General features: G+C 69.5%; 21 protein-coding genes and 3 tRNA genes. 11 read left to right on the forward strand and 13 right to left on the reverse strand.

The genetic code is table 11. From position 1 onward, the window contains the following. Positions 1-116: 116 nt before the first annotated feature. On the forward strand, positions 117-899 hold the full coding sequence (locus NXI30_20220) for an SDR family oxidoreductase (GenBank protein ID MCR9096558.1): 783 nt from the start codon (positions 117-119) through the stop codon (positions 897-899). Positions 900-911: 12 nt separating this feature from the next. Here the strand turns inward: NXI30_20220 and NXI30_20225 are convergent, their stop codons facing one another. After that, positions 912-1,553, reverse strand: a complete 642-nt coding sequence (locus tag NXI30_20225; protein MCR9096559.1) for a glutathione S-transferase family protein — start codon at positions 1,551-1,553, stop codon at positions 912-914. 639 nt (positions 1,554-2,192) lie between these two features. Between NXI30_20225 and NXI30_20230 the strand changes: the two genes are divergently transcribed. The 4 genes from NXI30_20230 (at position 2,193) to NXI30_20245 (ending at position 5,705) form a co-directional block, all read left to right on the forward strand. Continuing rightward, positions 2,193-2,267, forward strand: a tRNA-His gene (locus NXI30_20230). A gap of 153 nt (positions 2,268-2,420) precedes the next feature. Continuing rightward, positions 2,421-2,494: transfer RNA gene (locus NXI30_20235), tRNA-Leu, on the forward strand. Between the two features lie 314 nt (positions 2,495-2,808). Beyond that, complete coding sequence (locus NXI30_20240; GenBank protein ID MCR9096560.1) at positions 2,809-4,071, forward strand: slipin family protein; 1,263 nt, start codon at positions 2,809-2,811, stop codon at positions 4,069-4,071. A gap of 164 nt (positions 4,072-4,235) precedes the next feature. Beyond that, complete coding sequence (locus NXI30_20245) at positions 4,236-5,705, forward strand: PcfJ domain-containing protein (GenBank protein ID MCR9096561.1); 1,470 nt, start codon at positions 4,236-4,238, stop codon at positions 5,703-5,705. Between the two features lie 205 nt (positions 5,706-5,910). Here NXI30_20245 and NXI30_20250 read toward each other — a convergent pair. From NXI30_20250 to priA, 6 genes are all read right to left on the reverse strand, one after another. Next, positions 5,911-5,987: transfer RNA gene (locus NXI30_20250), tRNA-Pro, on the reverse strand. Between the two features lie 130 nt (positions 5,988-6,117). Next, positions 6,118-6,828, reverse strand: a complete 711-nt coding sequence (gene rpe, locus NXI30_20255) for a ribulose-phosphate 3-epimerase (protein MCR9096562.1) — start codon at positions 6,826-6,828, stop codon at positions 6,118-6,120. Positions 6,829-6,839: 11 nt separating this feature from the next. Further along, positions 6,840-8,312 (reverse strand): 16S rRNA (cytosine(967)-C(5))-methyltransferase RsmB, encoded by a 1,473-nt coding sequence (rsmB, locus tag NXI30_20260; protein MCR9096563.1) that lies wholly within the window; start codon positions 8,310-8,312, stop codon positions 6,840-6,842. Continuing rightward, entirely contained in the window at positions 8,309-9,310 is a 1,002-nt protein-coding gene (gene fmt, locus NXI30_20265) for a methionyl-tRNA formyltransferase (protein MCR9096564.1), read from the reverse strand. Before fmt ends, rsmB begins: the two co-directional genes overlap by 4 nt. Before the next feature lie 39 nt (positions 9,311-9,349). Beyond that, entirely contained in the window at positions 9,350-9,868 is a 519-nt protein-coding gene (def, locus tag NXI30_20270; GenBank protein MCR9096565.1) for a peptide deformylase, read from the reverse strand. Between the two features lie 165 nt (positions 9,869-10,033). After that, positions 10,034-12,565 (reverse strand): primosomal protein N', encoded by a 2,532-nt coding sequence (gene priA, locus NXI30_20275; protein ID MCR9096566.1) that lies wholly within the window; start codon positions 12,563-12,565, stop codon positions 10,034-10,036. Between the two features lie 85 nt (positions 12,566-12,650). Here priA and NXI30_20280 point away from each other — a divergent pair, with 85 nt between their 5' ends. Next, positions 12,651-13,337, forward strand: a complete 687-nt coding sequence (locus NXI30_20280; protein MCR9096567.1) for a fused MFS/spermidine synthase — start codon at positions 12,651-12,653, stop codon at positions 13,335-13,337. A gap of 21 nt (positions 13,338-13,358) precedes the next feature. On the opposite strand, the gene NXI30_20285 is transcribed toward NXI30_20280, so the two are convergent. Next, positions 13,359-14,075 carry a PEP-CTERM sorting domain-containing protein gene (locus NXI30_20285; GenBank protein MCR9096568.1) on the reverse strand — a complete coding sequence of 239 codons (717 nt, stop codon included), beginning with the start codon at positions 14,073-14,075 and terminating at the stop codon, positions 13,359-13,361. A gap of 266 nt (positions 14,076-14,341) precedes the next feature. Between NXI30_20285 and NXI30_20290 the strand changes: the two genes are divergently transcribed. The 5 genes from NXI30_20290 to NXI30_20310 all read left to right on the forward strand — a co-directional run bounded on the left by NXI30_20290 (position 14,342) and on the right by NXI30_20310 (position 20,822). Next, the gene (locus NXI30_20290; protein MCR9096569.1) at positions 14,342-15,073 is read left to right on the forward strand and encodes a TetR/AcrR family transcriptional regulator; all 732 of its coding nucleotides are present in this window, start codon (positions 14,342-14,344) and stop codon (positions 15,071-15,073) included. Next, the gene (locus NXI30_20295; protein MCR9096570.1) at positions 15,070-16,227 is read left to right on the forward strand and encodes an efflux RND transporter periplasmic adaptor subunit; all 1,158 of its coding nucleotides are present in this window, start codon (positions 15,070-15,072) and stop codon (positions 16,225-16,227) included. The genes NXI30_20290 and NXI30_20295 overlap by 4 nt, the downstream gene beginning before the upstream one ends. Before the next feature lie 3 nt (positions 16,228-16,230). After that, the gene (locus NXI30_20300) at positions 16,231-19,386 is read left to right on the forward strand and encodes an efflux RND transporter permease subunit (protein ID MCR9096571.1); all 3,156 of its coding nucleotides are present in this window, start codon (positions 16,231-16,233) and stop codon (positions 19,384-19,386) included. Beyond that, a complete protein-coding gene (locus NXI30_20305) occupies positions 19,383-19,913 on the forward strand; it encodes a carboxymuconolactone decarboxylase family protein (GenBank protein ID MCR9096572.1) in 531 nt (176 codons plus the stop codon). The genes NXI30_20300 and NXI30_20305 overlap by 4 nt, the downstream gene beginning before the upstream one ends. 177 nt (positions 19,914-20,090) lie before the next feature. After that, the gene (locus NXI30_20310; protein ID MCR9096573.1) at positions 20,091-20,822 is read left to right on the forward strand and encodes a hypothetical protein; all 732 of its coding nucleotides are present in this window, start codon (positions 20,091-20,093) and stop codon (positions 20,820-20,822) included. Positions 20,823-20,850: 28 nt separating this feature from the next. Here NXI30_20310 and NXI30_20315 read toward each other — a convergent pair whose 3' ends face one another. The 5 genes from NXI30_20315 to dnaX all read right to left on the reverse strand — a co-directional run bounded on the left by NXI30_20315 (position 20,851) and on the right by dnaX (position 25,287). Continuing rightward, positions 20,851-21,441, reverse strand: a complete 591-nt coding sequence (locus NXI30_20315; protein ID MCR9096574.1) for an ADP-ribosylation factor-like protein — start codon at positions 21,439-21,441, stop codon at positions 20,851-20,853. Between the two features lie 73 nt (positions 21,442-21,514). Further along, positions 21,515-22,000, reverse strand: a complete 486-nt coding sequence (locus tag NXI30_20320) for a roadblock/LC7 domain-containing protein (protein ID MCR9096575.1) — start codon at positions 21,998-22,000, stop codon at positions 21,515-21,517. A gap of 282 nt (positions 22,001-22,282) precedes the next feature. Beyond that, positions 22,283-22,885: a recombination mediator RecR gene (gene recR, locus NXI30_20325; protein MCR9096576.1), complete on the reverse strand. Its 603-nt coding sequence runs from the start codon at positions 22,883-22,885 to the stop codon at positions 22,283-22,285. Further along, a complete protein-coding gene (locus NXI30_20330; protein MCR9096577.1) occupies positions 22,885-23,256 on the reverse strand; it encodes a YbaB/EbfC family nucleoid-associated protein in 372 nt (123 codons plus the stop codon). The genes recR and NXI30_20330 overlap by 1 nt, the downstream gene beginning before the upstream one ends. A gap of 42 nt (positions 23,257-23,298) precedes the next feature. Continuing rightward, a complete protein-coding gene (gene dnaX, locus NXI30_20335) occupies positions 23,299-25,287 on the reverse strand; it encodes a DNA polymerase III subunit gamma/tau (GenBank protein ID MCR9096578.1) in 1,989 nt (662 codons plus the stop codon). Between the last annotated feature and the right edge of the window lie 64 nt (positions 25,288-25,351).

Genomic DNA, 25,351 nt, shown 5'->3' on the forward strand with positions numbered 1-25,351 from the left:
CGAAAGGCCAGGCCTACGGTCGGACGCCGGGTTCCGTTCGCCGGGGGCATCGCTGCGCTGTAAGCTCGCGCCGCGCTCGTCCTTCCGACGCGCGGGAACGAGCCGGAAAGGCCCGCATGTCCTCGCCCCTCGACAAGTTTCGCCTCGACGGAAAGACGATCGCCGTGACCGGCGCCTCGTCCGGCTTCGGCTCCCACTTCGCCGGCGTGCTCGCGGAGGCGGGTGCCCGGGTCGTGCTGGGCGCCCGGCGCCTCGAGAAGATCGAGGCCCGCGTGGAGGAGATCCGCGAGGGCGGCGGGGAGGCCCACGGTCTGACGCTCGACGTGAACGACCGCGCGAGTCTCGAAGGCTTCCTCGACGCGGCCTGGGACCTGGGCGGCCGCCTCGACGTGCTGATCCAGAACGCCGGCGTCGAGGCCGGGGCGAAGACCTTCGAGACGATCGACGACGACGACTGGGATCGCGTCCTCGACACGAACCTGAAGAGCGCCTGGCGCGGGGCGCAGCGCTACGTCGAGCGCGTCCGGACCCGCGAGCAGGGGGGAGGCAACATCGTCAACGTCGGCTCGATCACCGCCTTCCGCACGATCAAGGGACAGTTTCCGTATGCCGTCTCGAAGGCGGGTCTCCACAAGGCGACCGAGGTGCTCGCCCTCGAAGCCGCGCGCTACGGCGTACGCGTGAACACGCTCGCGCCAGGCTACGTCCTGACCGACGTGAGTCGGCTCCTCCTCGAGGGGCCGACGGCCGACGACTTCGTCAAGGGGATCCCGCAGCGTCGCTACGGCGAGTTCGAGGACCTCGACGGGCCGCTGCTGCTGCTCGCGTCCGACGCGTCCGCCTACATGACGGGGTCGACCGTCGTCGTCGACGGCGGGCACGTCGTGTCTTCGCTCTAGGCGGAGCCCCGTCTAGCGATTCACTTCGACGATCGCCTTCATCATGTCGGCGAGGTCGTTCGCGACCGAGGGCTTGGCGTCCATCCGCGCGATCCACTCGCCGAGGTTCGTGAGGTCGGGCGAGGGCGCCGCGCCGAGGGTCGAAGCGAAGAGCGTCGCCAGCCGATAGGTCACGTCCGCCGGATTGAATCGGTCCGCCGCGATCCACTCGCGTCCCTTCAGCTGCGCGTCGAGCGCGGTGTACTGCTCGGCGAGCGCGCGCTTCGCTTCCTCGATCTCGTCGGCCTCCCCTGCGCCATAGAAGACGTTCGCGATCAGCGTCCATACGTGCGGAAAGAACACCTCGTCCGCATGCAGCTCCGCCATCCGCACTAGAGCCCGCTCTCCGGGATCCTCCGGAAAGAGCCGCGGCTCGGGCCACTTCTCGTCCAGGTACTCGACGATCACCGTCGAGTCCCAGAGCGCGACGTCGCCGTCGACGAAGACGGGGACCTGCGCCTTCGGGTTCAGCTCGAGCACCCTCGGATGCTTCGGCTCGTAGCCCTGCTTTCCGAACGGGACTTCGACGCGTTCGTAGTCGATGGCCTTCTCTGCGAGGGCGATGCGGACCTTGGCCGTGAAGAGCGAGAGGGGACCGGAATAGAGGGTGGGCATGGCGACCTCCGGGGTTTGGGCGCAATCGGGAGCATCGAGCAGGCGTCGGGCGCCCGGAAGGGCCAATTGCCGGACGATGTCGGGCACCAATCTCGTGGAAGGCGGGAGGACGGGCGCGCGATGCCGGCGCGATGCCGATCCGTGTTCGTATCACGGTCGAACTAACAGACTTTATCGGGGAGAGCGTCGATTTTTCGTTGACAGGATCGGGATCGACGATAAATTGCGCCGCCACTCCAGACGAGGTACGAGCCATGTTGGTCTCGCGAACAGGATGGAATCAGATGCGACGGCAGATGCAGACGGTGTGTCGAGCGGCGTTGGCTTCGAACGGCGGCGAATTCGCCGGGTTCGAGAGCCATATCGGCTCACTCCGCTTCGGCCTGGCTGATTCGGAATCCGACCTCGTCTCGCTCGCGCCCTAGCAAGAGCGCTTCGAGCGAGATCGGCTAGGACGGACTTCGTCTGACGAGGTTCGCCGCGGGGATTCCCTTCCTCGCCCGAGCGCCTGGCTCTGAGGCGTCGCGACGTCGCGTCGCGCCCATGGACGACCGCGTCAGCGAATCGACCCGCGGACGCCGTGCGGGATCGTTGCGCCCGGGAAGGGATTCCTGCGCGCACGGACCGCGAACGACGATGGCGGATCTGGTTCAACGGGAGAACGCCGGAATGTGACTCCGGAGATGTCGGGTTCGATTCCCACGGTTCGCACCACTTTCACGGATGAACTCGCAGATAGAGGAGAGATCCGAAAACGAGCATCGCGAATGCGATCGGTCACCAGCGGAGTCGGTTCTGTATGCCGACCCGGGGCGAGGGAGTTCGTTCTCCCCGCGTCTACCGGGGCCCCTCGCGCGCGACGCACCAGCGTGGATAGCTCAGCAGGTGAGAGCAACGGACGCAGAATCCGTAGGCCGCAGGTTCGATTCCTGCTCCATTCGCTTCTTTACCCGAAGCACCCCTGGTTGGTCCGAGAGGATCGGGGTTCGACTCCCCACAGCCGGCCGGGCATCCGGCCCCAACAGAAGCGCGAGGCCCTCTCGCCCTTCGAGACGTCGACGACGCGCCCCGGCACGTCCGAGACGAATCGATCGGCAGCGCGGAGGACGCCCTGAGCGCTGGCCCCTGTGGCGCGCCCGGAGTGTGGACGAAGGGCCGCCGCGATCGACTTCGCCCTTGCGGCGACGTGTCTCCCGACCCGTCGCCGCGAGAACGCGCGGGTCGACTCGCCGCGACTGCGGGAGAGATGTTCCCGGTGCGCGCAAGCCAGCGACCGCCCCTCCACGTGGAGGGCCTCGCCGAGGGTTCCCGGGACGCGAACTTCGCGCCCGGAACGAACGAGAGAGAAGGAACGGAGGTAGACGACATGTGGATGATCAAGACCGTCGCCGTCGCCGAGCACGAGCGAGCGCTCCTGTTCCGCGATGGTCGCTTCGAACGGGTCCTGGGCCCGGGCCGACACCGCGTCGTGTCGATCCGCCCGAGCGCGCGGATTCGCGTCGACGAGTTCGACCTGACCGATCTGGTCTTCGTGCACCCGCTCGCGGACTTCCTCGTGAACACGTACCCGAAGCTTCGGGAGGACGTGTTCGAGGTCGTCGAGACCGGGGACGCCGAAGTCGCGGTCGTGCGAGCCGATGGCCAGGTCCACGAAGTCGTGGCGCCGGCCTCTCGCCGGATCTTCTGGCGCGGTGCGTACCGGGTCGACGTCGAGCGCTTCGACATCGCCGAGACCTTCGAGGTCGTGGGCGACGTGGCGAGCCTGATCCGTCAGCTCGCGCTCGTCGACCGTACGGCCCTCGCCGCAGCGATCAGCTTCGACGAGGTCCCGGAAGGCGAGGTCGGCCTGCTCTTCGTCGACGGTCAGCTCGACCGGGTCCTGGATCCGGGTCCGCACGCGTTCTGGAAGTTCAACCGGACGCTGCGGGTCTTCCGGGTTCCGACGCGGCTCCAGACCGTCGAGGTCACTGGTCAGGAGATCCTGTCGAAGGACAAGGTCTCCCTGCGGCTGAACCTGACCGCGAGCTACCGGGTTCGCGATCCGGTCGAGGCCTACCGGGCGACCACGAACTACGGCGACTTTCTCTACAAGGAGCTGCAGTTCGGTCTGCGCGAGGTGGTCGGAGGGCGAACGCTCGACGAGATCCTCGCCGAAAAGGAAGTGCTCAACGAGGCCATCGAGGCGCGCGTCCGCGACCGCGTCGTGGACTACGGACTCGATCTCGTGAGCATCGGTGTGAAGGACATCGTCCTCCCCGGTGAGATGAAGGCCATCCTGAATCAGGTGGTCGAAGCGGAGAAGGTCGCCCAGGCGAACCTGATCCGACGCCGGGAGGAGACCGCGGCGACGCGGTCGCTCCACAACACCGCCCGGATGCTGGAACAGAGCCCGCTCCTGGTTCGGCTCAAGGAGCTCGAGGCGCTCGAGAAGGTCACCGAGCGGGTGGGTTCGCTCACCGTTCTGGGTGGTCTCGAGGGCGTGCTCGACGGACTCGTGAAGATCCGGAAGGACGAGTGACGCAGGTCGTTCTCCTTCCTCGGAATCGGGATCGATCGCGGGTCCACCGGACGGCCCGGTCCTGCTTCGTGCAGGGCCGGGCCCATTCGGGGCGCAGTCCACGCGCCCCGGAACGAACGATCGATTCGCGCGGAACGTGATCCCGCGCTGGAACGGATGAACACGTGGCCACTCGAGCCCGGGTCGCGGCGCCGCGACCTCCGCAGGAGGTCCCGCTCCGCGTACAGAAGCATTTGCGTCGTCTCGGCCTGTACACCGGTGAGGACTACCTCCGCTGGTGCATGCGCCGGGGGTTCGCGGCGTCCTATCGAAAGACCTGGGATGCGCTCGAAGAGGAGTGGTCCGCGCACGGTCGCGAGATCGCGCAGGCACAGTCTCGTCTCAAGGTCGATCGGGATCCGGCGAAGCTGATCGCACGTGTGTGCGAAGGAAAGCTCCGGCCGCGGGACATCGCGCGGCCCCGCTGGCGCGCGCTCGCGGAGCGGATCGATGCCCAGCCGATGACCGCGCGGCAGACCCGCGCCCTCCGTCGGCTCGTGGAAGTCGTTCTGAAGCGCGGTCGACTCCTCCTCGCGGAGGGGGAGGTCGGTGGCGATCGACTTCCGTATCTCGACGCGCTGATCGTGCTGGCGCAGAACCACCGGCACTGGGTTCGGAAGCCCGTCGACTGGCACCCGCGCACGCACAACGCCGAACGTCAGCTCGCTTCGCTGATCCGCCATCTGATTGCGAGGTATCCGGTGCCCGCGTTCATGGACGCCGCCTGGCTTCGGTCCGGCGAAACGGCGCTTGCGTATCGACGGTGGTACCGCGCGATCGGTCGCGGAGAGAATCTGCGTCACCAGGAAGGGCCGATCCCCTGGACGAACCGGATCGTGCACTGGTTCCTGAAGGCGCCGGCGCATCTCTCCATCGAGGCGGCCATTCGCTGGGGACAGGTCCGCGCCGAAGGCGGGAACGAAGCGCTGGCCCGCGCGATCGTCGCGTCCAGGATCGGCCGGAACTTCGAACACGACGCCTTCTGGGTCACGGTGATCCGATTCCTCGTCCTTCACGACTGGATCCTCCCTCGCGCCGTCGGTCCCATCATCGACTATCTGCACCACCAGAGGTTCGTCGTCGTCGAGGCCTTCGAGGCGCCCGGCGTGCGAGCCCCCGCGCGCCCCGCGCAGCCCAACCTGACGATGCGAGGCCGGTCTCCCTTCGCACTCCTGCGGGAGGTCGAGCGGTGGCACCGCGACCTGGCCAGGACGCCGACGCGTGGACCGATCTCCTGGCCCGGTTCGGGCATCCGCGAGTTCTCCCAGGAAACGGGCATCAAGGGACGCACGCTCCAGGTCTGGCTCATCCGCGAGCTCCGCTCCGCCGCGGCGCTCCACGCCGAGGGCGCACGCATGCGCCACTGCGTCGCGACCTACGTTCCTGAGTGCCGCGACGGCGACTGCTCCATCTGGACGATGGAGCGCCACTCCTTCGAAGGCATCGACGCCCGGGTGACGATCGAAGTCAACCGTGAGGGCGAGATCGTCGAAGTGCGCGGCAAGGCGAACCGTGAGCCGTCCGAGCGGGAGCTCGAGGTGATCCGCTCGTGGGCCGCGCGCGAGCGGCTTCAGCTCGCGCCCATCATCGGCTGAGCCGCTTCGCCGATCGATCGCGACCCCAGGCGGTGAGCCCGGCTCCGCGTCGGAACCGGGAGGCAGAGCGTCGGGTACCGGACGACCACCCGAGTCGCCTGGTCGGGACTTCCGCAGCGAACCCAGCTCGGTCGCCATGCCGCAATAGAAGCCGCCTGGTCGCGACGTCTGCGACGAACCCAGCAGAATGCGGATATCGCAAAAATGGTCGGGGCGACTGGATTTGAACCAGCGACCTCTTCGTCCCGAACGAAGCGCGCTACCAAACTGCGCCACGCCCCGACCGAGCGCCGGAGTATACGGGCTCCGACGCGGCCCTCAAGCGCAAAAGAGCGGCTTTTCGGGCCTGAAACGGCGCTCAGGGGCGTTTCACCGGTGGGCCGCCGGGCCCGTCCGCGCGCCCGCTCGGACGCTACTGGACGGCGGCCTGGGCCTTCTTCCGGAGGTCGTCGATCGCCTTCTTGCGGTCGTCCTCGATGAAGACCGAGGTCCCGGCGACGAAGCTGTTGGCGCCGGCGGCGGCGGCGCTCGCGATGTTGCTGGCCTTCACGCCGCCGTCGACCTGGAGGTCGATCTCGAGCCCACGCGATTCGATCCAGCCGCGGATCTTCTCGATCTTTGGCAGCATCGCTTCGATGAACGACTGACCGCCGAAGCCCGGGTTCACGGTCATCACCAGGATCTGGTCCGCCTCGTCGAGGCAGTACTCGACGGCTTCGGCCGGGGTCGACGGGTTGAGCACGGCGCAGGATCGGACGGGCGAGGTCCGCTCGCCGTCCTTCATGCGCGCTTCGCCGATCCGGCGGATCTGGCCGAGGGTGCCGTGGAGGTGGGGGCAGGCTTCGGCGTGGACGCCCAGGATGTCGGCGCCTGCGTCGATGTAGTGCTCGAGATAGGTCTCGGGGGACTCGATCATCAGGTGGACGTCGAGGGGCGACTTCGCAGCGCCCTTGATCGCCTCGACGACCGGCGGGCCGATCGTCAGGTTCGGCACGAAGTGGCCGTCCATCACGTCGACGTGGACGAGCTCGGCGCTCTCGATCGTGGCGAGCTCCTTGGCCATGTTGACGAAGTCGGCGGCCAGGATGGACGGCGAGATCTTGATGTCTTTGCGGGTGCTCAAGGGCGTCTCCGTCAGTCTTCCTTGCGCGGGTTTCGGATCAGTCGGACGGCGAAGAAGCCGTCCATGTCCCGGGTTCCGTCGAGGTCGGGGCGATTCGGCATGTGGGGGAGGACGCGGAAGAAGCCGTCCTCGTCGATCAGCTCACGGAGGGCTTCGGGCGCCTCGTCGCGGCCCGCGATCCGCCAGTTCGCGCGGGTCGCCATGAAGCCCCGGATCACCGCCTCGTTCTCTTCCGGGGTGACCGTGCACGTAGAGTAGACGAGGCTCCCGCCCGGCCTCAATACGGCCGCCGCCGCTTCGAGGATCTCGCGCTGGACCCGGGCCAGGTCTTCGAGGTCCTCGGGGCGCAGACGCCAACGGGCGTCCGGGTTGCGGCGCATCGAGCCGAGCCCCGAGCAGGGCGCGTCGATCAGGATCTTGTCGAAGGGCCCACCCTCGGAAGCGAGCTCCTCCATCGGCTTCGTCGCGTCGCGCTCGAGGGTCGCCACGCCGCCCACGCCGAGCCGGCGGATCCCGCGACCGACCAGGCGCAGCCTGCGCGCGTGGCGATCGAGGGCGAGGACGTGGCCGTCGCCGTCCAGGCGCTCGGCGATCGCCGCGCTCTTGGTTCCGGGCGCCGCGCACGTGTCGAGGACGCGATCGCCGGGCTGCGGATCGAGCAGCTCGACGACGAGCTGGGAGGCCTCGTCCTGGGGGCTCACCCGCCCCGCGACGAAGGCGGGGTCCTGGCCGACGTCGCCGCGACGACCCAGGACGATCGCGTCCGGCGAGTATCGTCCTGGGCGCGCGTCGGGGTGGCGTTCGCGCAGGTCGGCGAGGGCTTCCGCGCGGGGGGTCTTCGTGCGGTTCACGCGAACCGTGACCGGCGCCGGCTCGTTCATCGCGACCGCGAGCTTCGCCGCGTCCTCCGCGCCGTATTGCTCGAGCCAACGTTCCGCGAGCCACTCGGGCAGGGAGCAGGCGTGGACGAGATGGCCCATCGGGTCGGCCTCGAGGTCCGGGAACGCGTAGCCCTCGCCCTCGCGCGCCAGGCGTCGTAGCACCGCGTTCACGAAGCCCGTCGCGCGCTCGAGGCCCATCGCGCGCACGCAGCGCACGGCTTCGTCGACGGCGGCGTTCGCCGGAATCCGATCCGAGAAGAAGAGTTGGTAGGCGCCGACGCGCAGCGCGCTGATCACGAGGGGCTCGAGCTTCGCGAGGTCCCGGTCGAGGGCCTGCTGGATCAGGTAGTCGAGACGCCCGCGCCAGCGGAGGGTGCCGTAGACGAGCTCGGTGGCGAGGCCGCGATCCGCCGCGGGCATGCGGCTCTGGACGAGGGCGTGATGGAGCGCGAGGTCCGCGTAGGCCCCTGCGCGCTGGACGCGTTCGACGACGCGGATCGCGATGAGTCGCGGCGCGGTCGGGCCCGCGGTCTTCTTCGGCGCGTCCTTCTTGCGTCCGGGCCAGCGCTTTCCGCGACCGCCCTTCTTGCGATCGTCGCTCACGAGGCGTCTCCTTCGTCTTCGGTGGGATGTGGCACGATCGCCAGACGCGCCCCGTCCGGGATCTCGAATCCGCGCAGGAAGTCGGCGACCTCGAGCGGCTTGCCGCCGGGACGCTGCATCACGCGGGGGACGAGCCAGCCGTCGCCCGTCGCGATCCGGAGCGGCGCAGTCCCATCGCTCGTGTCGAGGGTCCCGGGGATCGCGCCCTCGCCGGTCGCCGGCTGCGACGACGCGCGCGAGATCTTGAGGAGGACAGGCTCGGCGCCCTCGGCCTCGAGGGTGACGGCGCCCCCCGGCTTCGGGGAGACGGCGTGGATCCGCGCGACGAGGGCGCGGGCCGGATCGCGGAGGTCGAGGACCGAGTCATGCTTCTCGATCTTCGCCGCCAGGGTCGCCTTCGACGCGTCCTGCTCGGTCCAGGCGACGGTCCCCTCGGCGATCTGGTCGAGGGCTTCGCCGATCGCGCTCGCGGCGAGCTCCGCGAGTCGCGTGGTCAGCTCCGCCGCGTTCTCGTCCTCGGCGACCGGCGTCTTCGCGACCAGCGCGACGGCTCCGGCGTCCATCTCCTTCTCGACGCGCATGACCGAGATCCCGGTCTCGTCTTCGCCGTCGAGGATCGCCCGAGCGATGGGCGCCGCGCCGCGGTACTTCGGGAGCAGGCTCGCGTGCGCGTTGATCAGGTAGCCCTCGGTCGGGAGCTCCCGGACCCTCTTGGGGATGAACTGGCCGAAGGCCACGACGACGCCCACGTCGGGTCGCAGGGCGTCGAGGGCCGCGACCGTTTCCGCGTCTCCGACCTTCTCGGGGCGCAGCAGGGGCAGGGCCTCGCGGAGGGCGACCTCGGAGACCGGCGAGGGCGAGCGCTTGCGGCCGCGACCGCGACCGCGGTCCGGCTGGGAGACGATGCCGACGACCTCGTGCGGCCCGGCGAGCAACGCCTCGAGCGTCGCCACCGCGATGTCCGGGGTGCCGAAGAAGACGACGCGGAGGCGGCGCATGGCTTCAGGACCGATCTGCCGGGAGGCGGCGGCGCAAACCTAGGCCTGCTCTTCGGCGAGCTGCTTCTTGCGCTTCTTGACGTAGAGGCTTCGCTTCAATCGGCTGATGCGGTCGATGAAGAGGATCCCGTCGAGGTGGTCGTACTCGTGCTGGATGCAGACGGCGCGGAGTCCCTCGGCGTGCTCCTCGATCGGGTTGCCGTCGAGGTCGGTTCCGCGGAGCGTGATCGTCGCGTCGCGCTCGACCGTCGCCTGGTAGTCCGGGACCGAGAGGCAGCCCTCTTCCCAGGTAATCTTGCCGGCGCGGTCGCTGATCACCGGGTTGATCACGACGGTCGGGCTCCGGTCGTTGCCGTCGTCGGTCCAGTCGGTATCGATCACGAACATGCGGACCGAGGCGCCGACCTGGGGGGCGGCGAGACCGATCCCGGGCTCGTCGTACATCACGTCGATCATGTCGCGGGCCAGCTCGCGGATCTCGTCGGTCACTTCGGTGATCGGCTCGGAGACCTTCTTGAGGCGCGGGTCGGGAAACTGGACGACTTCTCGGAGGGCCATGGGTCGCTCGTGTGGGTCCTGTGGAAAGAGGGGGACGGGCGGCGCGGCGGGTCGCCCGTAGCCTATCGGCCGTTCCGGGAAAGGCGCGGAAACGGGCGCGGAGAGGGCGCTCGCGGATCGGCTGCCTGGCCGCAACTCCGCGGTTCCGCTGCGAAAACGGCGGCTTTATAGCATGTTGACGGGACGCGCGTCGAGGGCCATCTGGACCTCCCGCGGCAGTCCGCGCCCGGCCGCGAGGGCGGCCTTCGAGGCGAGCCGGAGAGCCTCCTCGTCGTCGCCCTTCAGCAGGCACATGAAGCGGTACCGGCCCCGTAGTCGCGCGATCGGCGCGGGGGAGGGGCCGAGCACTTCGAGGCGGATGCCGTCGCGGAGGACCGCCCGCGCCGCGTTCGCGACGGCTTCGATTCCCTGCCGTGCGTGCTCCTCCTCCTCGGCGTGCACGAGGATCCGTGACAGGCGACCGAAGGGCGGGTAGCCGAGGGCTTCGCGGTGGCTGATCTCCTCGCGATAGAAGCCTTCGAAGTCGTGACTGCCGACCGGGGCGAGGGCGTAGTGGTCCGGCACGAAGGTCTGGACCACGACGCGGCCGGGCCGGTTCGCGCGGCCGGCGCGGCCGGCGACCTGGGTCAAGAGCTGGAACGTGCGTTCGGCGGCCCGGAAATCCGGCAGATGGAGCCCGATGTCGGCGGCGACCACCCCGACGAGCTGGACGCCGGGGAAGTCGTGTCCCTTGGCGACCATCTGGGTCCCGATCACGATGTCGACCGCTTCGTCCTTGAGGGCCCCGAGCACGGACTCGGTATGCCCGCGCTTCTGCGCGACGTCGCGATCGAGGCGCATCGTGCGCGCACTCGGAAAGACCGTCTGGACGTCCTCCTCGAGCCGCTCGGTGCCGACGCCGAGCAGCGCCGTCTCCGGGTCGCCGCATCCGTTGCAGTTGTCGGGGACTTCGCGTTCGAGGTCGCAGTAGTGACACTTGAGCTTGTAGTCCGCGGCGTGGAACACGAGGGCGACGTCGCAGTCGTCGCAGCGCTCCGCGTGGCCGCACTGGAAGCAGAAGATCCGCGTCGAGAAGCCGCGCCGGTTCAGGAAGAGGATCGTCTGGCCTCCGTCGGCCATCGTCTGCTCGATCGCCGCGCGCATCGGCCGCGACAGGATCAGCTTCCTTCCGCGCGGGTTCTTGTCCTTCTCCTTGCCGAGGTCGACGATCTCGACCGCCGGGAGCGGGCGTCCGCCGACGCGGCGGGGAAGCGAGAGGCGCTTGATGCGTCCGGTCTCGGCCTGATGGCGCGTCTCGAGGGCGGGGGTCGCGGAGCCCAGGATCAGCGGACAGCCCGCCTGCGCCGCTCGCCGCGCCGCGACGTCCGCGGCGTGGTATCGGAAGCCCTCTTCGTTCTTGTACGCGCCGTCGTGCTCCTCGTCGATCACGATCAGGCCGAGGTCCTCGAGCGGGGCGAAGAGGGCGCTGCGGGCGCCGACGGCGATCCGCGTGTCTCCGGTTCGCAGGCGCTCCCATTGGGCGAGCCGATCCCCGGGCTTGAGGCCGCTGTGGAGGACCGCGACCTCGTCTCCGAATCGCGCGCGGACCCGCGCCACGAGCTGATGGGTCAGCGTGATCTCCGGAACGAGGACCAGCGCCTGGCGCCCCGCCTCGAGGGCTTCGGCGATCGCGCGCAGGTAGACCTCGGTCTTGCCGCTGCCGGTCACGCCGTGGAGCAGGAAGGTCTCGGCGACCTGGCGCTTGATCGCGTCGCGGAGGGGGACGAGGGCGTCTCGCTGGTCCTCCGTGAGCGTGACCGGACCGTCGCCGTCGAGGATCGACTCCGCCGCGATCAGCCGGGGTCGTTCGGAGAACGCGACGAGCCCGCGCTTCTCGAGGTTCCGGAGCAGCGCGCCGACGTTGGGATCCTCCGCCGTGAGCCGCCGGGTCGGGACACCCTCCTTTTCCTCCGCGATCCGCCGAAGCAGGGCCGCCTGCTTCTTCGCCCGGCCCAGGACCTGCATCGCGGCGTGCTCGACGTCGACGTCGAGGGCGATCCGCGCGATCCGTTCGGTGGGGACCCGGGCCTTCGCGCGGCGGACTTCGACCCGTCGCTCGACGAGGCCGTCCCGGGCGAGCGCGGCGAGGCGGGTCTCGACGTCGATCCGGGGGAGCGCCTTTCCGAGGGCCTTTTCGAGCGAATGGGCCGTCTGCGTCCGCATCGCGAGCTGTTCGAGGAGCGGCCGCGCCTCGTCTGCCAGGGCGCCCTGGGCGAGGGCGCGCTCGCCACGCGGGGTCAGCGCCCAGGGGCGCGAGAGGCGGGGCGTCGATCCGGGCGGCAGCGCGTGCGCGAGGGCGAGGCCGATCGGGCAGAAGATGTCCCGCGCCGCCTCGGCCAGGAGCTTCATCATGGGCAGGCCGACGACCGGCTCCTCGTCGACGACGCCCGCGATCTCGGCGAGCTCCCGCGGTCCGCCCGCGGAGGCCTCGTCCTCTTCGGTCGACCAGTCGCCGGGAACGACCAGGCCGACCAGCGGCGTGCCCCCGAACTGGACGCGTACGCGCGTACCCGGCTCGACGGGGCGGGCATGGGCCCGCGGTACCCGGTAGTCGAAGAGGCGGTCGAGGGGGACGGGCAGCGCCACGCGCACGATGCCCTCGTTCGTGGCATCGTCCGAGCCCGCAGGCGGGAGGCCGTCGAAGAGGGGGGCGGACATGGCGCAATCGTATGGTGGGCGCAGTCCCGAGGAAAGCCCGCGGACCGATCGTCGGCGCGGACGCAGGGAAAGGCCGCGGATCCGCGTGGACGACGAGGGCGACACCCGGAGCCTCGTCGTCGACGAGACCTTCGCCTCGTTCTATCGCCCGGGCGAGATCGTGACCCACTGCGTCTGGGACGCGATCGCGGCCCCGATCCTCTGGCTCCCGCCGAAGCGCCGACGGCGGATCCTGGTCCTCGGCCTCGGCGGTGGCTCGGTCGCGCGGATCGCACGCGCGCTCGCACCCGAGGCGGAGATCGTCGGCGTCGAGTTCGAGCCCGAGGTCGTCCGGCTGGCGCGGCGCCATCTCGACCTCGACGAGATCGGCCTCCGGGTCGAGGTCGCCGATGCGCGCACCTGGGTCGAGGCCGAGTCCGAGCGCGCCCCCCGCTACGACGCGATTCTCGAAGACGTCTTCGTCGGGTCCGGGGACGACGTCCACAAGCCCGACTGGATCCCGGAGCCGATGCACGCCCAGGCCTTCGGAATGCTCGCGCCGGGGGGCGTCTTCGTCAGCAATACGCTCGACGAGCACGCGCGGGTCGCGAAGTCGATGCGCGCGCACTTCGAGGGGCTCGTCGCGATCGAAACCGAGGACTACGACAACCGGGTGCTGGCGGCGGGTGGACCGGGACTGTCGGGGGCCGCGCTCCGGGAGCGCGTCGCGGCGTCCGACGTGCTCGCCCCGAGCCTCGAGGTGCTGTCGTTCAGGACCCGGCGGGCGTCCTGAGGTGGCGCGGTCGAGCGGCGACTAGGCCTCGCGTCGGCGACGCACCGCGTTGCCACACACGACGGCCCCCAGCCCGAAGAGCAGCGCCGCGGAAGGCTCCGGAACCGGCTCGGCCGCGTCGACGGTGAAGAGCCAGTCACTCGCGTAGAGGTGCTGGTTCAGGCCGCCGGGCGCGTTCGAGTGGTTCACCCAGCCGTAGCAGGAGCGATCGGCACCGCGGTGCTCGTCGACGCAACGGAACGTGTATCCGTGGCGGCCCGCGAAATCGACCAGGTCGTAGGTCCGCCCGGTCAGGCCGTCGGTGATCGTGCCGCTCGAGAGGCCGTACGTGTAGAGCGCCGCGTGATCCGAATCGCTCGGGGCGGGATTCACCTGGAGGCGGTTCTGCGCCTCCTGATCCACGACGTTGCGGTAGGTGAAGTCGATCGTGAAGACTCGCGCGTGCTCGTAGACCGATCCAGCGTCGAGACCGCCCCAGCTCTGGCCGGAGATCTGGATCGTGTTCGCGTCTTCGTCCCAGAAGAGGTTCATGTCGCTCCGGGCGTGATCGAAGTCGAAGGTGTAGACGTCGCTCGAGTCGCCCGTCAGCAGGCCATCGAGGCGCAGGCCGTAGGCCGGAGGAGCCTGGTTCCCGCCCGGGTGGCTGCTGAGGCCGAGCCAGACCCCCGACTCGATCGGCCCCGCGAGGGCGGCGGAGGGAAATAGCAGAACGAAGAGGAGGGGGATGAGGCGCTTCACGACGGTCTCCGCGGTGGGGATGGGGTATGCGCCCTTTGTACATGGAATGTGGGGTTTGGGACGCATCAAACCGTAGCGTCGAATAGTGTTTGCCGATGATCTGCCGCCGGGTGGAGTGATCCGTGTCGGGCCGTGCCCAGGCGACGTGGGCGCGGCGTGTGAAGATCTGTATCTCTTCGAATTCGCATGGGAATCCTGGGCTAAAGTCGAGTGTGCGCACGCCCGATACTTGAATTAATCGAACGTTCGATTAATTTGGGTCCGCCATGTCCTCTTCGTCGCAGGCTGAAGGCTCCTCGCAAGCTGAAGGCTCCTCCCCTCACCCTGAAGGCTCGCCTCTGCGACGCCCCGGACGCCCCCGCCAGGAATCCGGCGACGGCGGTGACGTTCGCGATCGGCTGCTCGACGCGGCGGTGGAGATCGCGGTCGAGCAGGGCTTCGAGACCGCGGGCCTGCGCGAGATCGCACGGCGTGCCCAAGTCAGTCCGGGGATGATCTCGTACTACTTCGGTGATCGGCAGGGCCTCTACAGGGCGATGTTCGAACGTGTCTTCGCGCGGGTCCGGGAGAAAGTCGACGCCGTCCTCGACGCGCCGGATCGGACGAGCGAAGACCGCGTGGCAGACCTCGTGCGGATCCAGATCACTTCGATCGCGGCCGACCCGTGGCTGCCCATCGTGGTGATGCGCGAGATGCTCTCGCGGCAGGACTCCCCGATCCGCGACTTCATCGGCGAGTTCATCGCGAAGGGCCCGATCGCGATGATGATCGAGCGGCTCGAGCAGGCCCAGCGCGATGGCGCGATCTCGAAGGACTACGACCCGAGGATGCTGGCGATGACGATCGGCAGTCTGTCCGGCTTTCCCTTTCTCATGCTCCCGATCGTGGGACCGCATCTCGGTCTCGAGCTCGACGGCGACTTTCCCGAACGTCTGATCGAGCACAACCAGAAGATTCTTTCCGAAGCACTCCGCGCCCGAACGGAGAACGCCTCATGAACCCGATCTCGACTGCGAACGACGTCCGCCGTCGTCTCGAGAGATCCGTCGTCCTCGCACTCGCGGCGGGGTGTCTCGCCGTCTTCGCGCTGGCGTGCAACGACGGCGCCGCGACGACGCGCGGGGAGCCGGAATCCGTCGCTCCGCTCCCCGAGGCGCGGCTCCGCGTCCGGATTGATCCCGTCCGTCTCGACGCGCTCCCGACCGAAGACCGGATCACCGCGACCGTCCGCGCCTTCCACCGCGCGACGATCACGGCCGAGACCCAGGGCCGCGTCCTCGAGCGCGTCGTGGAGCCCGGGACCGAGGTCGAGGCCGATGGCGCGATCCTTCGGCTCGAGGACTCGCGAATGGTGCTCGAGCTTCGTCGGGCCGAAGCGCAGCTCTCGGCGGCGCGGACCGTCCTCGCCCACGCGAAGCGCGAGTTCGCCCGCGGCGACCGTCTCCGGAAGCAGAACGCGATCAGCACCCAGCAGCACGACGACCTCGAGCACGCAGTCGATCGCGCCCGAGACGAACGCGCCCTCGCCGAGGTCGCTCGCGACACGGCGAAGCGGAATCTCGCGGACACGCGGATCACGGCGCCCTTCGCGGGCACCGTCGATTCGATCGCCGTCGACGTCGGGGACTTCGTCTCCGCCGGAACCCCGGTCGCGGTCCTCGTCGATCTCGCCCGCGTCCGGATCATGGGCAGCGTGACCGCCGGCGAGGCCGCGCGCCTCGTGCCGGGCACGACGGCGCGGGTGACCTTCCGCGATCTCGGCGGCGAGATCTTCGAGGCGAAGCTCGAGAGCGTCGCCCGCGTGGCCTCGTCGAAGGACGGGACCTACGCGATCGAGCTCCACATGGACGACCCGAGCGGTCGCCTCCGGGACGGCCTCGTCGCTACGGTCGAGCTTCCGGACGCCGATGCCTCGCCGCGTCTGCTCACCAAGCGTGCCTCGCTCCTCCGGCGGAGCGGCCATCCCGAGGTCTTCGTGATCGAAGGGGAGGGCGACGCCGCCGTGGCCCGGAGCCGTCGAGTGCGAACGGGACGCAGTGCGGGGGAGTGGATCGAGGTCCTCGACGGATTGAACGAGGGCGAACGCGTGGTCTGGGACGGCCACTTCGCGCTCGGCGACGGGATCGCCGTCGTGATCGACGGGGAGGGCTAGACGATGGAACGTCTGATCCGCTTCTTCGTCGAGCGCCATCTCCTCGTCAACACGATCACGCTCGCCGTCGTCCTGCTCGGTCTGCTCGCGATGCTGCGAACGAACGTCGAGGGCTTCCCGGAAGCCACGATGCCGATGTTCATGGTGACGGGGACCCTGCCCGGCGCCGCGGCCCAGGACGTCGAGACCAAGGTCACGATTCCGATCGAGGACGAGCTCCGGGAGGTCGACGGCCTCGAGAGCTTCACCACGATCATCACCGACAACCGCTCGGTCACGACGGTCAAGCTCGACGACGACACCCCGGACGAAGACATCTTCAAGAAGGAGCGGGAGATCCGGAACGCCATCGAGGCGATCAACGACTTCCCGCCGGACATGCGCGACGACCCGTCGGTCTTCGTGATGGACCCGTCGAAGATGCCGGTCCTCGAGGTCGCCGTCGCCGGCGAGCAGGGCGTCCTGCCGGAAGCGGCGCGACACCTGAAGCGGACGCTGATGCGCCTCGAAGGCGTGGGCGAGGTCATCGAGGTCGGTCTGCCGGATCCGGAGATCCGGGTGCTCGTCGATCCCTCCGCTGCGCGCGCCCATGGCGTGACCATCCTCGACGTCACCCGCGCGGTCGAGCGGCGCAACGTGTCGGATACCGGCGGCGTCCTCGAGAGCGCCGGCGACCGGCGCCAGGTCGTGATGTGGGGACGCTACGAGGACGCGTCCGAGGTCGGCGAGACGATCCTCCGCTTCGACGAGGGAGGCCCGCTCCGCGTGCGCGACGTGGCGCGAATCGAGGTCGGACGAGAGGACGTGGGCCTGATCGCGGGCACGAACGGGCGACCGGGTCTCTCGCTCGTCGCGGTCAAGAAGTCCGATGCGGACATGATCGACACGCGAAACGCGATCGCCGCGGCCCTCGAGACGATCGAGCTTCCGCCCGGCGTCACGACGACGATCGTGAACGACGCCTCCTACGAGATGTCCAACCGGCTCCGGGTCATCGCGAGCAACGGCATCATGGGCATCGCGCTCGTCGCCGGAATCGTCTTCCTCTTCCTGGCGCCGTCGGCCGCGGTCTGGGTCTGCGTGGGCGTTCCGCTCGTGATCCTCGGCGTGATCGCACTGATCCCGGAGGTGGGGCTCACCATCAACTTCGTGTCGACGATGGCCTTCGTGATCGTGCTGGGGATGCTCGTCGACGACGCCGTCGTCGTCGCGGAGAAGATCCTGCTGCGCCGACAGGAGGGCCTGAAGCCCACGGAAGCCGCGATCTCCGGCACGATGGCCGTGGCGCGTCCCGTGATCGCGTCGGCCGCGACGACGCTCCTCGCGTTCCTGCCGATGCTCGCGATCGGCGGCATGCCGTCGAAGCTGATCTGGCAGGTCCCGGTCGTCGTCAGCCTGGCGCTCGCACTCTCGCTCCTCGAGAGCTTCCTGATCCTGCCGCCCCACATGTCGATGGTCCGTTCGGACGCAATGCCGCGACCGAAGCGGAAGTTCATGCTCGATCTCGAAGAGCGGTACCGCCGCGCGCTCCACGACGTCCTCCCCAGGCGCGGGCGCGTGGTCGCGGTCTTCAGCGCGATCTTCCTCTTCATCGCCCTGGTCATCGCCCCGCGAATGCAGTTCGAGTTCTTCCCCCAGGAGTCGGCGCCGGGCTTTTCGCTCAAGGTGCGGATGCCGGCGGGTACGCCGATCGAGCAGACCGAGGCCGTGTCGGACATGATCCTCGCGCAGATCCCGCCGCTCATGGGCGAGGACCTGATCGCGATCACGTCGCGGGTCGGTCACATGGAATCGGAAGGCTTCGACCGGGAGTACGGATCCTCGGAGAACGAGGCGGTGCTCTCGATGCATCTCGACCTCGACAAGAAGCGGATGACCGCGGCCCAGTGGATGGCGGAGCTCGAGCCGCACGTGCGGGCGCCCATCGAAGCCGAGCTCATCTACGAGGCGAAGGTGGATGGCCCGCCCGGACTCGAGCCGGTGAGCGTCTTCGTCAAGGCGAACGACGACGCCGTCCGCCGGCAGACGGCGCTCGCCCTCGTCGAGTTCCTGGAAGGGCTCGGCGGCGTCACGAACCTCTCGGTCGACGAGAAGCTCGGCATGCGCCAGATCGATCTGAACCCCGATCCCGAGCGTCTCGCGCGCAACGGACTCGACGCCCACGACCTGGGGCTCACGCTCAAGGCCGCCTACTACGGACTGATCGCTTCCGAGATTCGTGATCTCGAGGAGTCGACGGACATCCGTGTCGCCTTCGAGCCGTCGTCGCGCCGCTCGATCGACGCGCTGCTCGACACCCAGGTGCGCAACTCCCGGGGCGAGCTCGTGCTGCTGCGTGACGTCGTCGACCCGATCGAGATCCCCGCGGTCGCGCGGATCCAGCACCGCGACGGCCTGCGCGCCGTCTCGGTCACCGGCGGGATCGACCCGAACGCGGGCGTCACGGCGACGACGATCGCCGAAGCGATCGAGACGGAGTTCCTGCCCCGCTACGCCGGGCGCAGCGACATCGAGCTCGAGATTTCCGGCGAAGTCGTCCAGTCGCGCCGCGCGGTGGGCGACCTGGGCTTCGTCGCGATCGCGGTCTTCCTCGGGATCGGCGCGGTCATCGCGATCATGCTCGGCTCGTTCCTCGAAGCCTTCTTCGTGATCGCGGTGGTTCCCTTCGCGGCGATGTCCGTGATCCTGACGTTCTGGGCCCACGGCATGCACTTCTCGCTGCTGCCGCTGATCGGTACGATCGGTCTCTCCGGTGTCGTCGTGAACGCATCGATCGTGATGGTCGACTCCGTCCACCAGGCGCAACACAGGCTCGACCGGAGCGCCTCCGAGGAGGAGCGCTTCGACGTGGTGGTCGAGGCGTTCGTGACGCGACTGCGGCCGGTGCTCGTGACGAGCCTGTCGACCTTCGGCGGCGTCCTGCCCACGGCCTACGGGTTCGGCGGCTACGACGCGGTCATGTCGCCTATGTCGCTCGCTCTCGGGTGGGGACTCGCATTGACCTCCGGCGTCACGCTCTTCCTCGTGCCTGCGCTCTACGTCTCTGCGAACGACATCAACCGCCAGATCGACGTCTGGCGCCGCGGGCGAAGGCCCGAGCTCGGGGTGGCCGAGGCGGCGGAGCTCGGGGGCGACGGTCCGGAGGAGGCGGCCGCATGAGTTCGTCGAGGGACGAGTCGATCGGGCGGCCGCCGAGGATCGAGCCGGACCCGATGCCCGAGGGCGCGCCGCGCATCCTCGGCACCGTGAAACGTCACCCGCACCTGCTCGAGCCGATGCTCGGCTTCTCGTCGGCCCTCGCGGCCGGGGCGCTCCCGCGGCGCGCGTCCGAGATCCTCGCGCTGCGGGCCGCCTGGAACTGCCGTTCGGCCTTCGAGTGGGCGCATCACACGCGGTACGGACTCGATGCGGGGCTGTCCCAGGAAGAGATCGATCGCCTGGCCGGCGGCGATCCGGACGTGGGCTGGGACGAAGGCGACGCTGCGCTCGTGCGCGCCGCGGACGAGCTCCATGCGGGGCAGGACGTGGCCGACGCGACCTGGGCGCGGCTGGCGCAGGACTGGGACGAGGGGCAGCTCGTCGAGATCCCCTTCGTGGTCGGCCAGTACACGATGCTCTCGATGGTGGCGAAGGCGACGGGCGTCCCGGTCGATCCCGTCCAGCCCCGGTTTCCCGGCGAAGACTGAGCGCGAACCTTCCTGCGCCCGGCCTGCCGCTCGCGTGCTCGATGGAACGCGGCGGACCTGCTCGATCGGACGCCCCATTTCCGGGGCCGCGCGTCAAGCACGGCTCGAGGGGGGCGATGAGCAGGAGAGCGTGTGCGACGGGCGCGCACGGAGAAGCGTTCGACCGGGGAGGGCGCGGTGGACATCGGATTCGTCGCGAGCGTGCTCGGGGCCGTGGAGCCGGTCGGCGCTCCGGGGACGCCGCCGTCGGTCCGAGAGCGCGGTTCCGCCCGTCCCGGGGCCGTGGGCGAAGCGGAGGCCACCTCTTCGGCATTCGGTCCGGGCGTCGCGGTCTCGCTCTCCGCGGAGGCGCAGTCCCTCGTCGGCCCGGGCGCTCCGGCGAAGTCGTCCTCCGGTGACGGGTCCCGAGCGGACGCCGAGGCGCGGAAGGAGCTCGCAGCGGAAGCCGGGCCCCGGGGCGGATCCGGCCGTCCCGGCGAGCTGACCGACGACGAGCAGGAAGAGGTCACGCGGCTCGAGCAGCGCGACGCCGAGGTCCGCGCCCACGAGAACGCCCACAAGGCCGCGGCGGGACAGCACGCGCGGGGCGGTCCGACCTATGAGTTCGAGCGCGGGCCGGACGGCCGGCGCTATGCGGTCGGTGGTGAGGTCCAGATCGACACGTCGCCGGTCCCGAACGATCCGGACGCGACGATCCTCAAGATGCGCCAGGTGCGCCGGGCCGCCCTCGCGCCGGCGGAGCCGTCGCCGCAGGATCGCCGGGTCGCCTCCGAAGCCTCCCAGCAGGAGTCGGCGGCGAGGCGCGAGAAGCTCGCGCAGCAGCAGGCAGAGGGCGGCGCCCGCAAGTCGGACGCCTACTCGCGCGCTTCGGAGCGCCCGCTGGGCGGCGTGCTCGACCTGACCGCCTAGCGCGCCCGCAGGATCGACCGAGGGCCGATCAGCCGCCCATCTTCTTGAGGTCGGCCAGGACGCCCTTGGCGACCGCCTTGAGCGTCTCGAAGACGCCTTCGCCGGTCGTCGCGCAGGCCTCGAACTCGGGGGCGCCCATCGGGTTCAGGAGCCGCTGGAGCTCTTCGAGGGGCGCCGCGTTCGGGAGGTCGCGCTTGTTGTACTGGATGACGTAGGGAACCTTGTCGAGCTCGTAGCCCTGCTCCTTCAGGTTCACCTTGAGATTGTCGAGGCTCTCGAGGTTCGCCTCCATCCGCTCGACCTGGCTGTCGGCGACGAAGACGACGCCGTCGACGCCCTTCAGGATCAGCTTGCGGCTCGCGTCGTAGAAGACCTGACCCGGGACCGTGTAGAGGTGGAAGCGGGTCTTGAAGCCGCGGATCTCACCGAGGGCGAGGGGCAGGAAGTCGAAGAAGAGCGTGCGCTCGGTCTCGGTCGCGAGGGAGATCATCTTGCCCTTCACGTCCGGATTCGTCTTCTGATAGATGTGCTGCAGGTTCGTCGTCTTTCCACACAGGCCGGGGCCGTAGTAGACGATCTTGCAGTTGATCTCTCTCGAGCTGTAGTTGATGAACGACATGGGGTGGTGTCCGTGTTAGGCGGTCGAGAGTTCAGTCGCTATCGCGCCGGCGGCGCACGACTGAGCCTTCGGCTCAGTCGTTGAACAAGTTGTCGATGTCGTCGTCCGTGATCTCGGCGAACGGCGACGAGGCGCTGTGCGCCTCGGTCTCGGCCTTCTTCTTCACTTCCTCGAAGAGCTTCGCGAGCTCGGCGCCGGCCTTCTTGACGCGAAGGCGGACGAGGCCGAGGGAGCTGCGCTCGTCGAAGACGACGACCAGGATCATGCGGTCGCCGACCAGGGTCATGTGCAGGTTGTCCCGCTGGCCCTGGTGGAAATGGATCGGGAACTCTTCCTCGCCCACGATCTTGGCGAGGCCACCCGTCGCGGCGACGCAGCCGGCGGTCAGGCTGGCGAGGCTGGTGCTGTCGATGCCCTGCATCTCGCCGGCTTCGCCCACGAGCTGACCGGCCTTGTCGACCACGAAGACGCCCTTCGCGTTGGCGTCTCGGACCAGCTTTTGGATGATCGCGAGGACTCGGTCGAAGTCCTCCTGCTGCATCACGAGCTGGGATTCCATCATCGGCAGTTGCCTCTGTAAACGTCCGGGAAATGGACCCTTTTTGGCAGCTTACCCCGCGTGGGGAGGGGCCGCCAAATGCGAGCCGGCACACACCGATCCCGCGTCTGTTCCTGATTCGGCCGGCGTTTCCGGTGGCTTTAGGGCACGGGCGTGGTTTTGCGGCCGCAGCGGGCGATTTCGTTCTGCAAGCGGCGTCGCGCGCCCGGCGTCGCCGGGCCGGATTGCTCGCCCGTTGCCGATCGGGTGAGTCGCCGCGGGGCGCTCCGGGGTCGGGCGGTGCTAGTCCCCGATCGAGCGCCGGTTCTCGATCGCGCGACTGACCGTCACGTGGTCGGCGTACTCGATGTCGCCGCCGAGGGGCATGCCGTAGGCGATGCGCGAGACCTGGACATGGGCGCCGCGCAGGCGGTCGGCCAGGAAGTGGGCGGTCGCATCGCCCTCCGCCGTCGGGTTCGTCGCGAGCACCACTTCCTTCACGCCGTCCTGGGCGACCCGGCGCTCCAGCTCACCGACGCGGAGCGTCTCGGGTCCCATCCCGTCGATCGGAGACAGCGCCCCGCCCAGCACGTGATAGAGGCCGCGGAAGCCGCCGCTGCGCTCGATGGCGGCCATGTCCGCGGGCTCCTCGACGACGCAGACGACGGTCCGGTCGCGGTCCGGGTGGGCGCAGACGGGACACGGCGTCCGGTCCGAGAGGGTGAAGCAGGTCTCGCAGACGACGGTGTCGCGCTGGAGCCGCGCGATCGACTCGGCGAGCTCGCGGGACAGATCCTCCGGCGCGCTGAGCAGGAAGTAGGCGAGGCGGGTCGCGGATTTCTCGCCGATCCCGGGGAGTCGCTTCAGGCTCTCGACCAGGCGGTCCATGGCGGGCGACGACGACATCAGGCACCCCCTCCAGAGGTGAAGCCTCCTCCCGGCGTGCCGGGCATCCCGGGCAGGTTCGGGAGCCCCGCGAGCATCCCGCTCTGGAAGCGGGTCATCTCCTGGGCGACGGCTTCCTGGGCCTTCGTGAGGGCGGCGTTCACCGCGGCCGCCGTGAGGTCCTGGATCATGTCGCGATCCTTGTGCTCGATCAGGACGGGTTCGATCTCGACCGAGAGGACGCGGAACGCCCCCGAGACCGTCGCCGTGACCATGCCGCCGCCGGCGCTCGCTTCGTAGCGGCGTCGCGCGAGCTCGGCCTGGAGCTCTCCGAGCTTCGACTGCATCTCCTGCGCGCGCTCGAGCGCCTGCTTCATCTCGTTGGGATCCACTTCGTCTCCTGGGGCCGGGCGTTCTCCGGGTCTGGCCCGAGTCTAGTCGCCGCGGCCGCCGCGGCCCGTATTCGCGCCGAGGGGGCGGATCTCGACGATCTCCGCCTTGAGGATCTCGATCGCGAGGTTCACCGGCTCGCTGTTCAGCGCCTCCTGGCGCTGACGCCGCTCCTGCTCCCGGGACTCGCGACTCTGCTCGCGGGCGGCGTTCGCCGTCGCGATCTCGACGGTGATCTTCGTGGGCTTGCCGAAGAGCCGGGTCGCGAGGGCTTCGAGATCCGGCTGGCGTGCGCGGAGCCGCTCGACGTGGAAGGCGGCATCGGCACCGATCCGGATCACGTTGCCCTCGATCCCGACGAGGGTCGTCCCGTCGAGGCTTGCGAACTTCGAACGGTCGAGCTCGAGCGCCTTCGTCTTGAAGCGATCGAAGATCGTGGCGGGTGGGGCGCCGCCTCCGATCGTGGGCGGCGTGCCGGGAGGGACGGACGCCGCCGAGGTCCGATGGGCGGTGGCGTCGACGCCGGGGTCGTCGTCGAAACGGGCGGGCTCGACCGGCGTCTCGCGGGGGCCGTCGAACGCCTCGTCGGGATCGACCGCCCGGGGCGCGTCCGTACGAGCCGGCATGGGCGGACGCGCCGGCGGCTTGGATTCAGTGGGCGCCGGTGGCGCGCTGGCGGCTGGGCCGGCCGCTGGCGGTGGGTCGAAGCCTTCGGCATCCGCATCGGCATCGGCGCTGGACGCACGGGTTCCGTTTCCAGGACCCGTCGTCGGTTCCGGGGCGCGCCGCCGCGGGCCCCGATCCGAGACGCGGCCGCCTCCGGCTCCTCCGCCACCTCCACCGCCGCCACCGCCGGACGGGACACCGCCTGCGGCGAGCCGTCGCTCGAGCTGGTCGAGGCGGGCGAGGAGCTGGCCGACGTCGTCGCCCGCGGGCATCGTCGCGAGCCGGATCACCGCCATCTCGAGGACCGCCGTCGGCTGGGGCGCCCAGGAGAGGTCTTCGATCTCGCGAACGAGGGCCCGGAACATCCTGCGCAGGCGCGCGGGCTCGGTCCGTCCGGCGAGCTCGATCAGCTCGGCGCGCTCCTCGTCGGTCCCCTCGAAGAGGCCTTCGCCTTCCGGGGCGACCCGGAGCACGACGAGATCACGCAGGAACTCCAGCAGGGCGTCCGCGACGCGGCGCGCCTCCGACCCCCCGCTGGTCGCCTTCGTCACGTGCTCGAGGGCCCTGGCGACGTCGCCTTCGATGCACGAGAGGGCGATCTCGCGGAGCACGCGGCGGTCGACGAGGTCGAGGACGTCGGCCACGACTTCGTCGGTGATCTCGGCGACCCCGTCCTGACCGCTGGAATAGGCCACGATCTGGTCGAGGAGCGTCTGCGCGTCGCGCATCGATCCGTCGCCCTCGCGCGCGATCATCGCGACGGCGGAAGGGGAGATTGCGATGCCTTCGGATTCACAGATCTCGGCCAGGCGTTCGCCGACGGTCGAGAGCGCGATCCGGCGCAGGTCGTGGCGCTGGCAGCGGGACAGCACGGTGAAGGGGATCTTCTCGGGGTTCGTCGTCGCGAACACGAAGAGGCTGCGCGGCGGCGGCTCCTCGAGGGTCTTGAGCAGCGCGTTGAACGCCGGCCCCGAGAGCATGTGGACCTCGTCCACGATGAAGATCCGGTACTTGCCGGGGGCGGCGGCGTAGCGGATCGACTCGATGACCTCGCGCATGTCGTCGACGCCGGTCCGGCTCGCCGCGTCGATCTCCTGGACGTCGGTCGAGCGTCCCTCGGTGATCTCGGTACACGGCGGGCAGCTGCCGCAGGGCTCGACGGTCGGCCCCTTCTCGCAGTTCAGGCAGCGTGCGATCAGCCGCGCGAGGGTCGTCTTGCCGACGCCGCGCGGGCCGGTCAGCAGCATCGCGTGCGGAATCCGGTCGCTCCGGATCGCGTTCCGCAGCGCGGTGGTGACGTGCGCCTGCCCCGACACCTCGTCGAAGCTCTGCGGCCGCCATTTCCGCGCGATGACCTGGTAGCTCAAGGGGCGATCCGTCGTCGTGAGGGCTGGGAGGTCCAACGACGCTGAGGGATTTCGATCGGGATTG

The sequence above is a fragment of the bacterium genome (assembly GCA_024742285.1).
Taxonomy (GTDB): Bacteria; Myxococcota_A; UBA9160; order UBA9160; family UBA4427; genus UBA4427.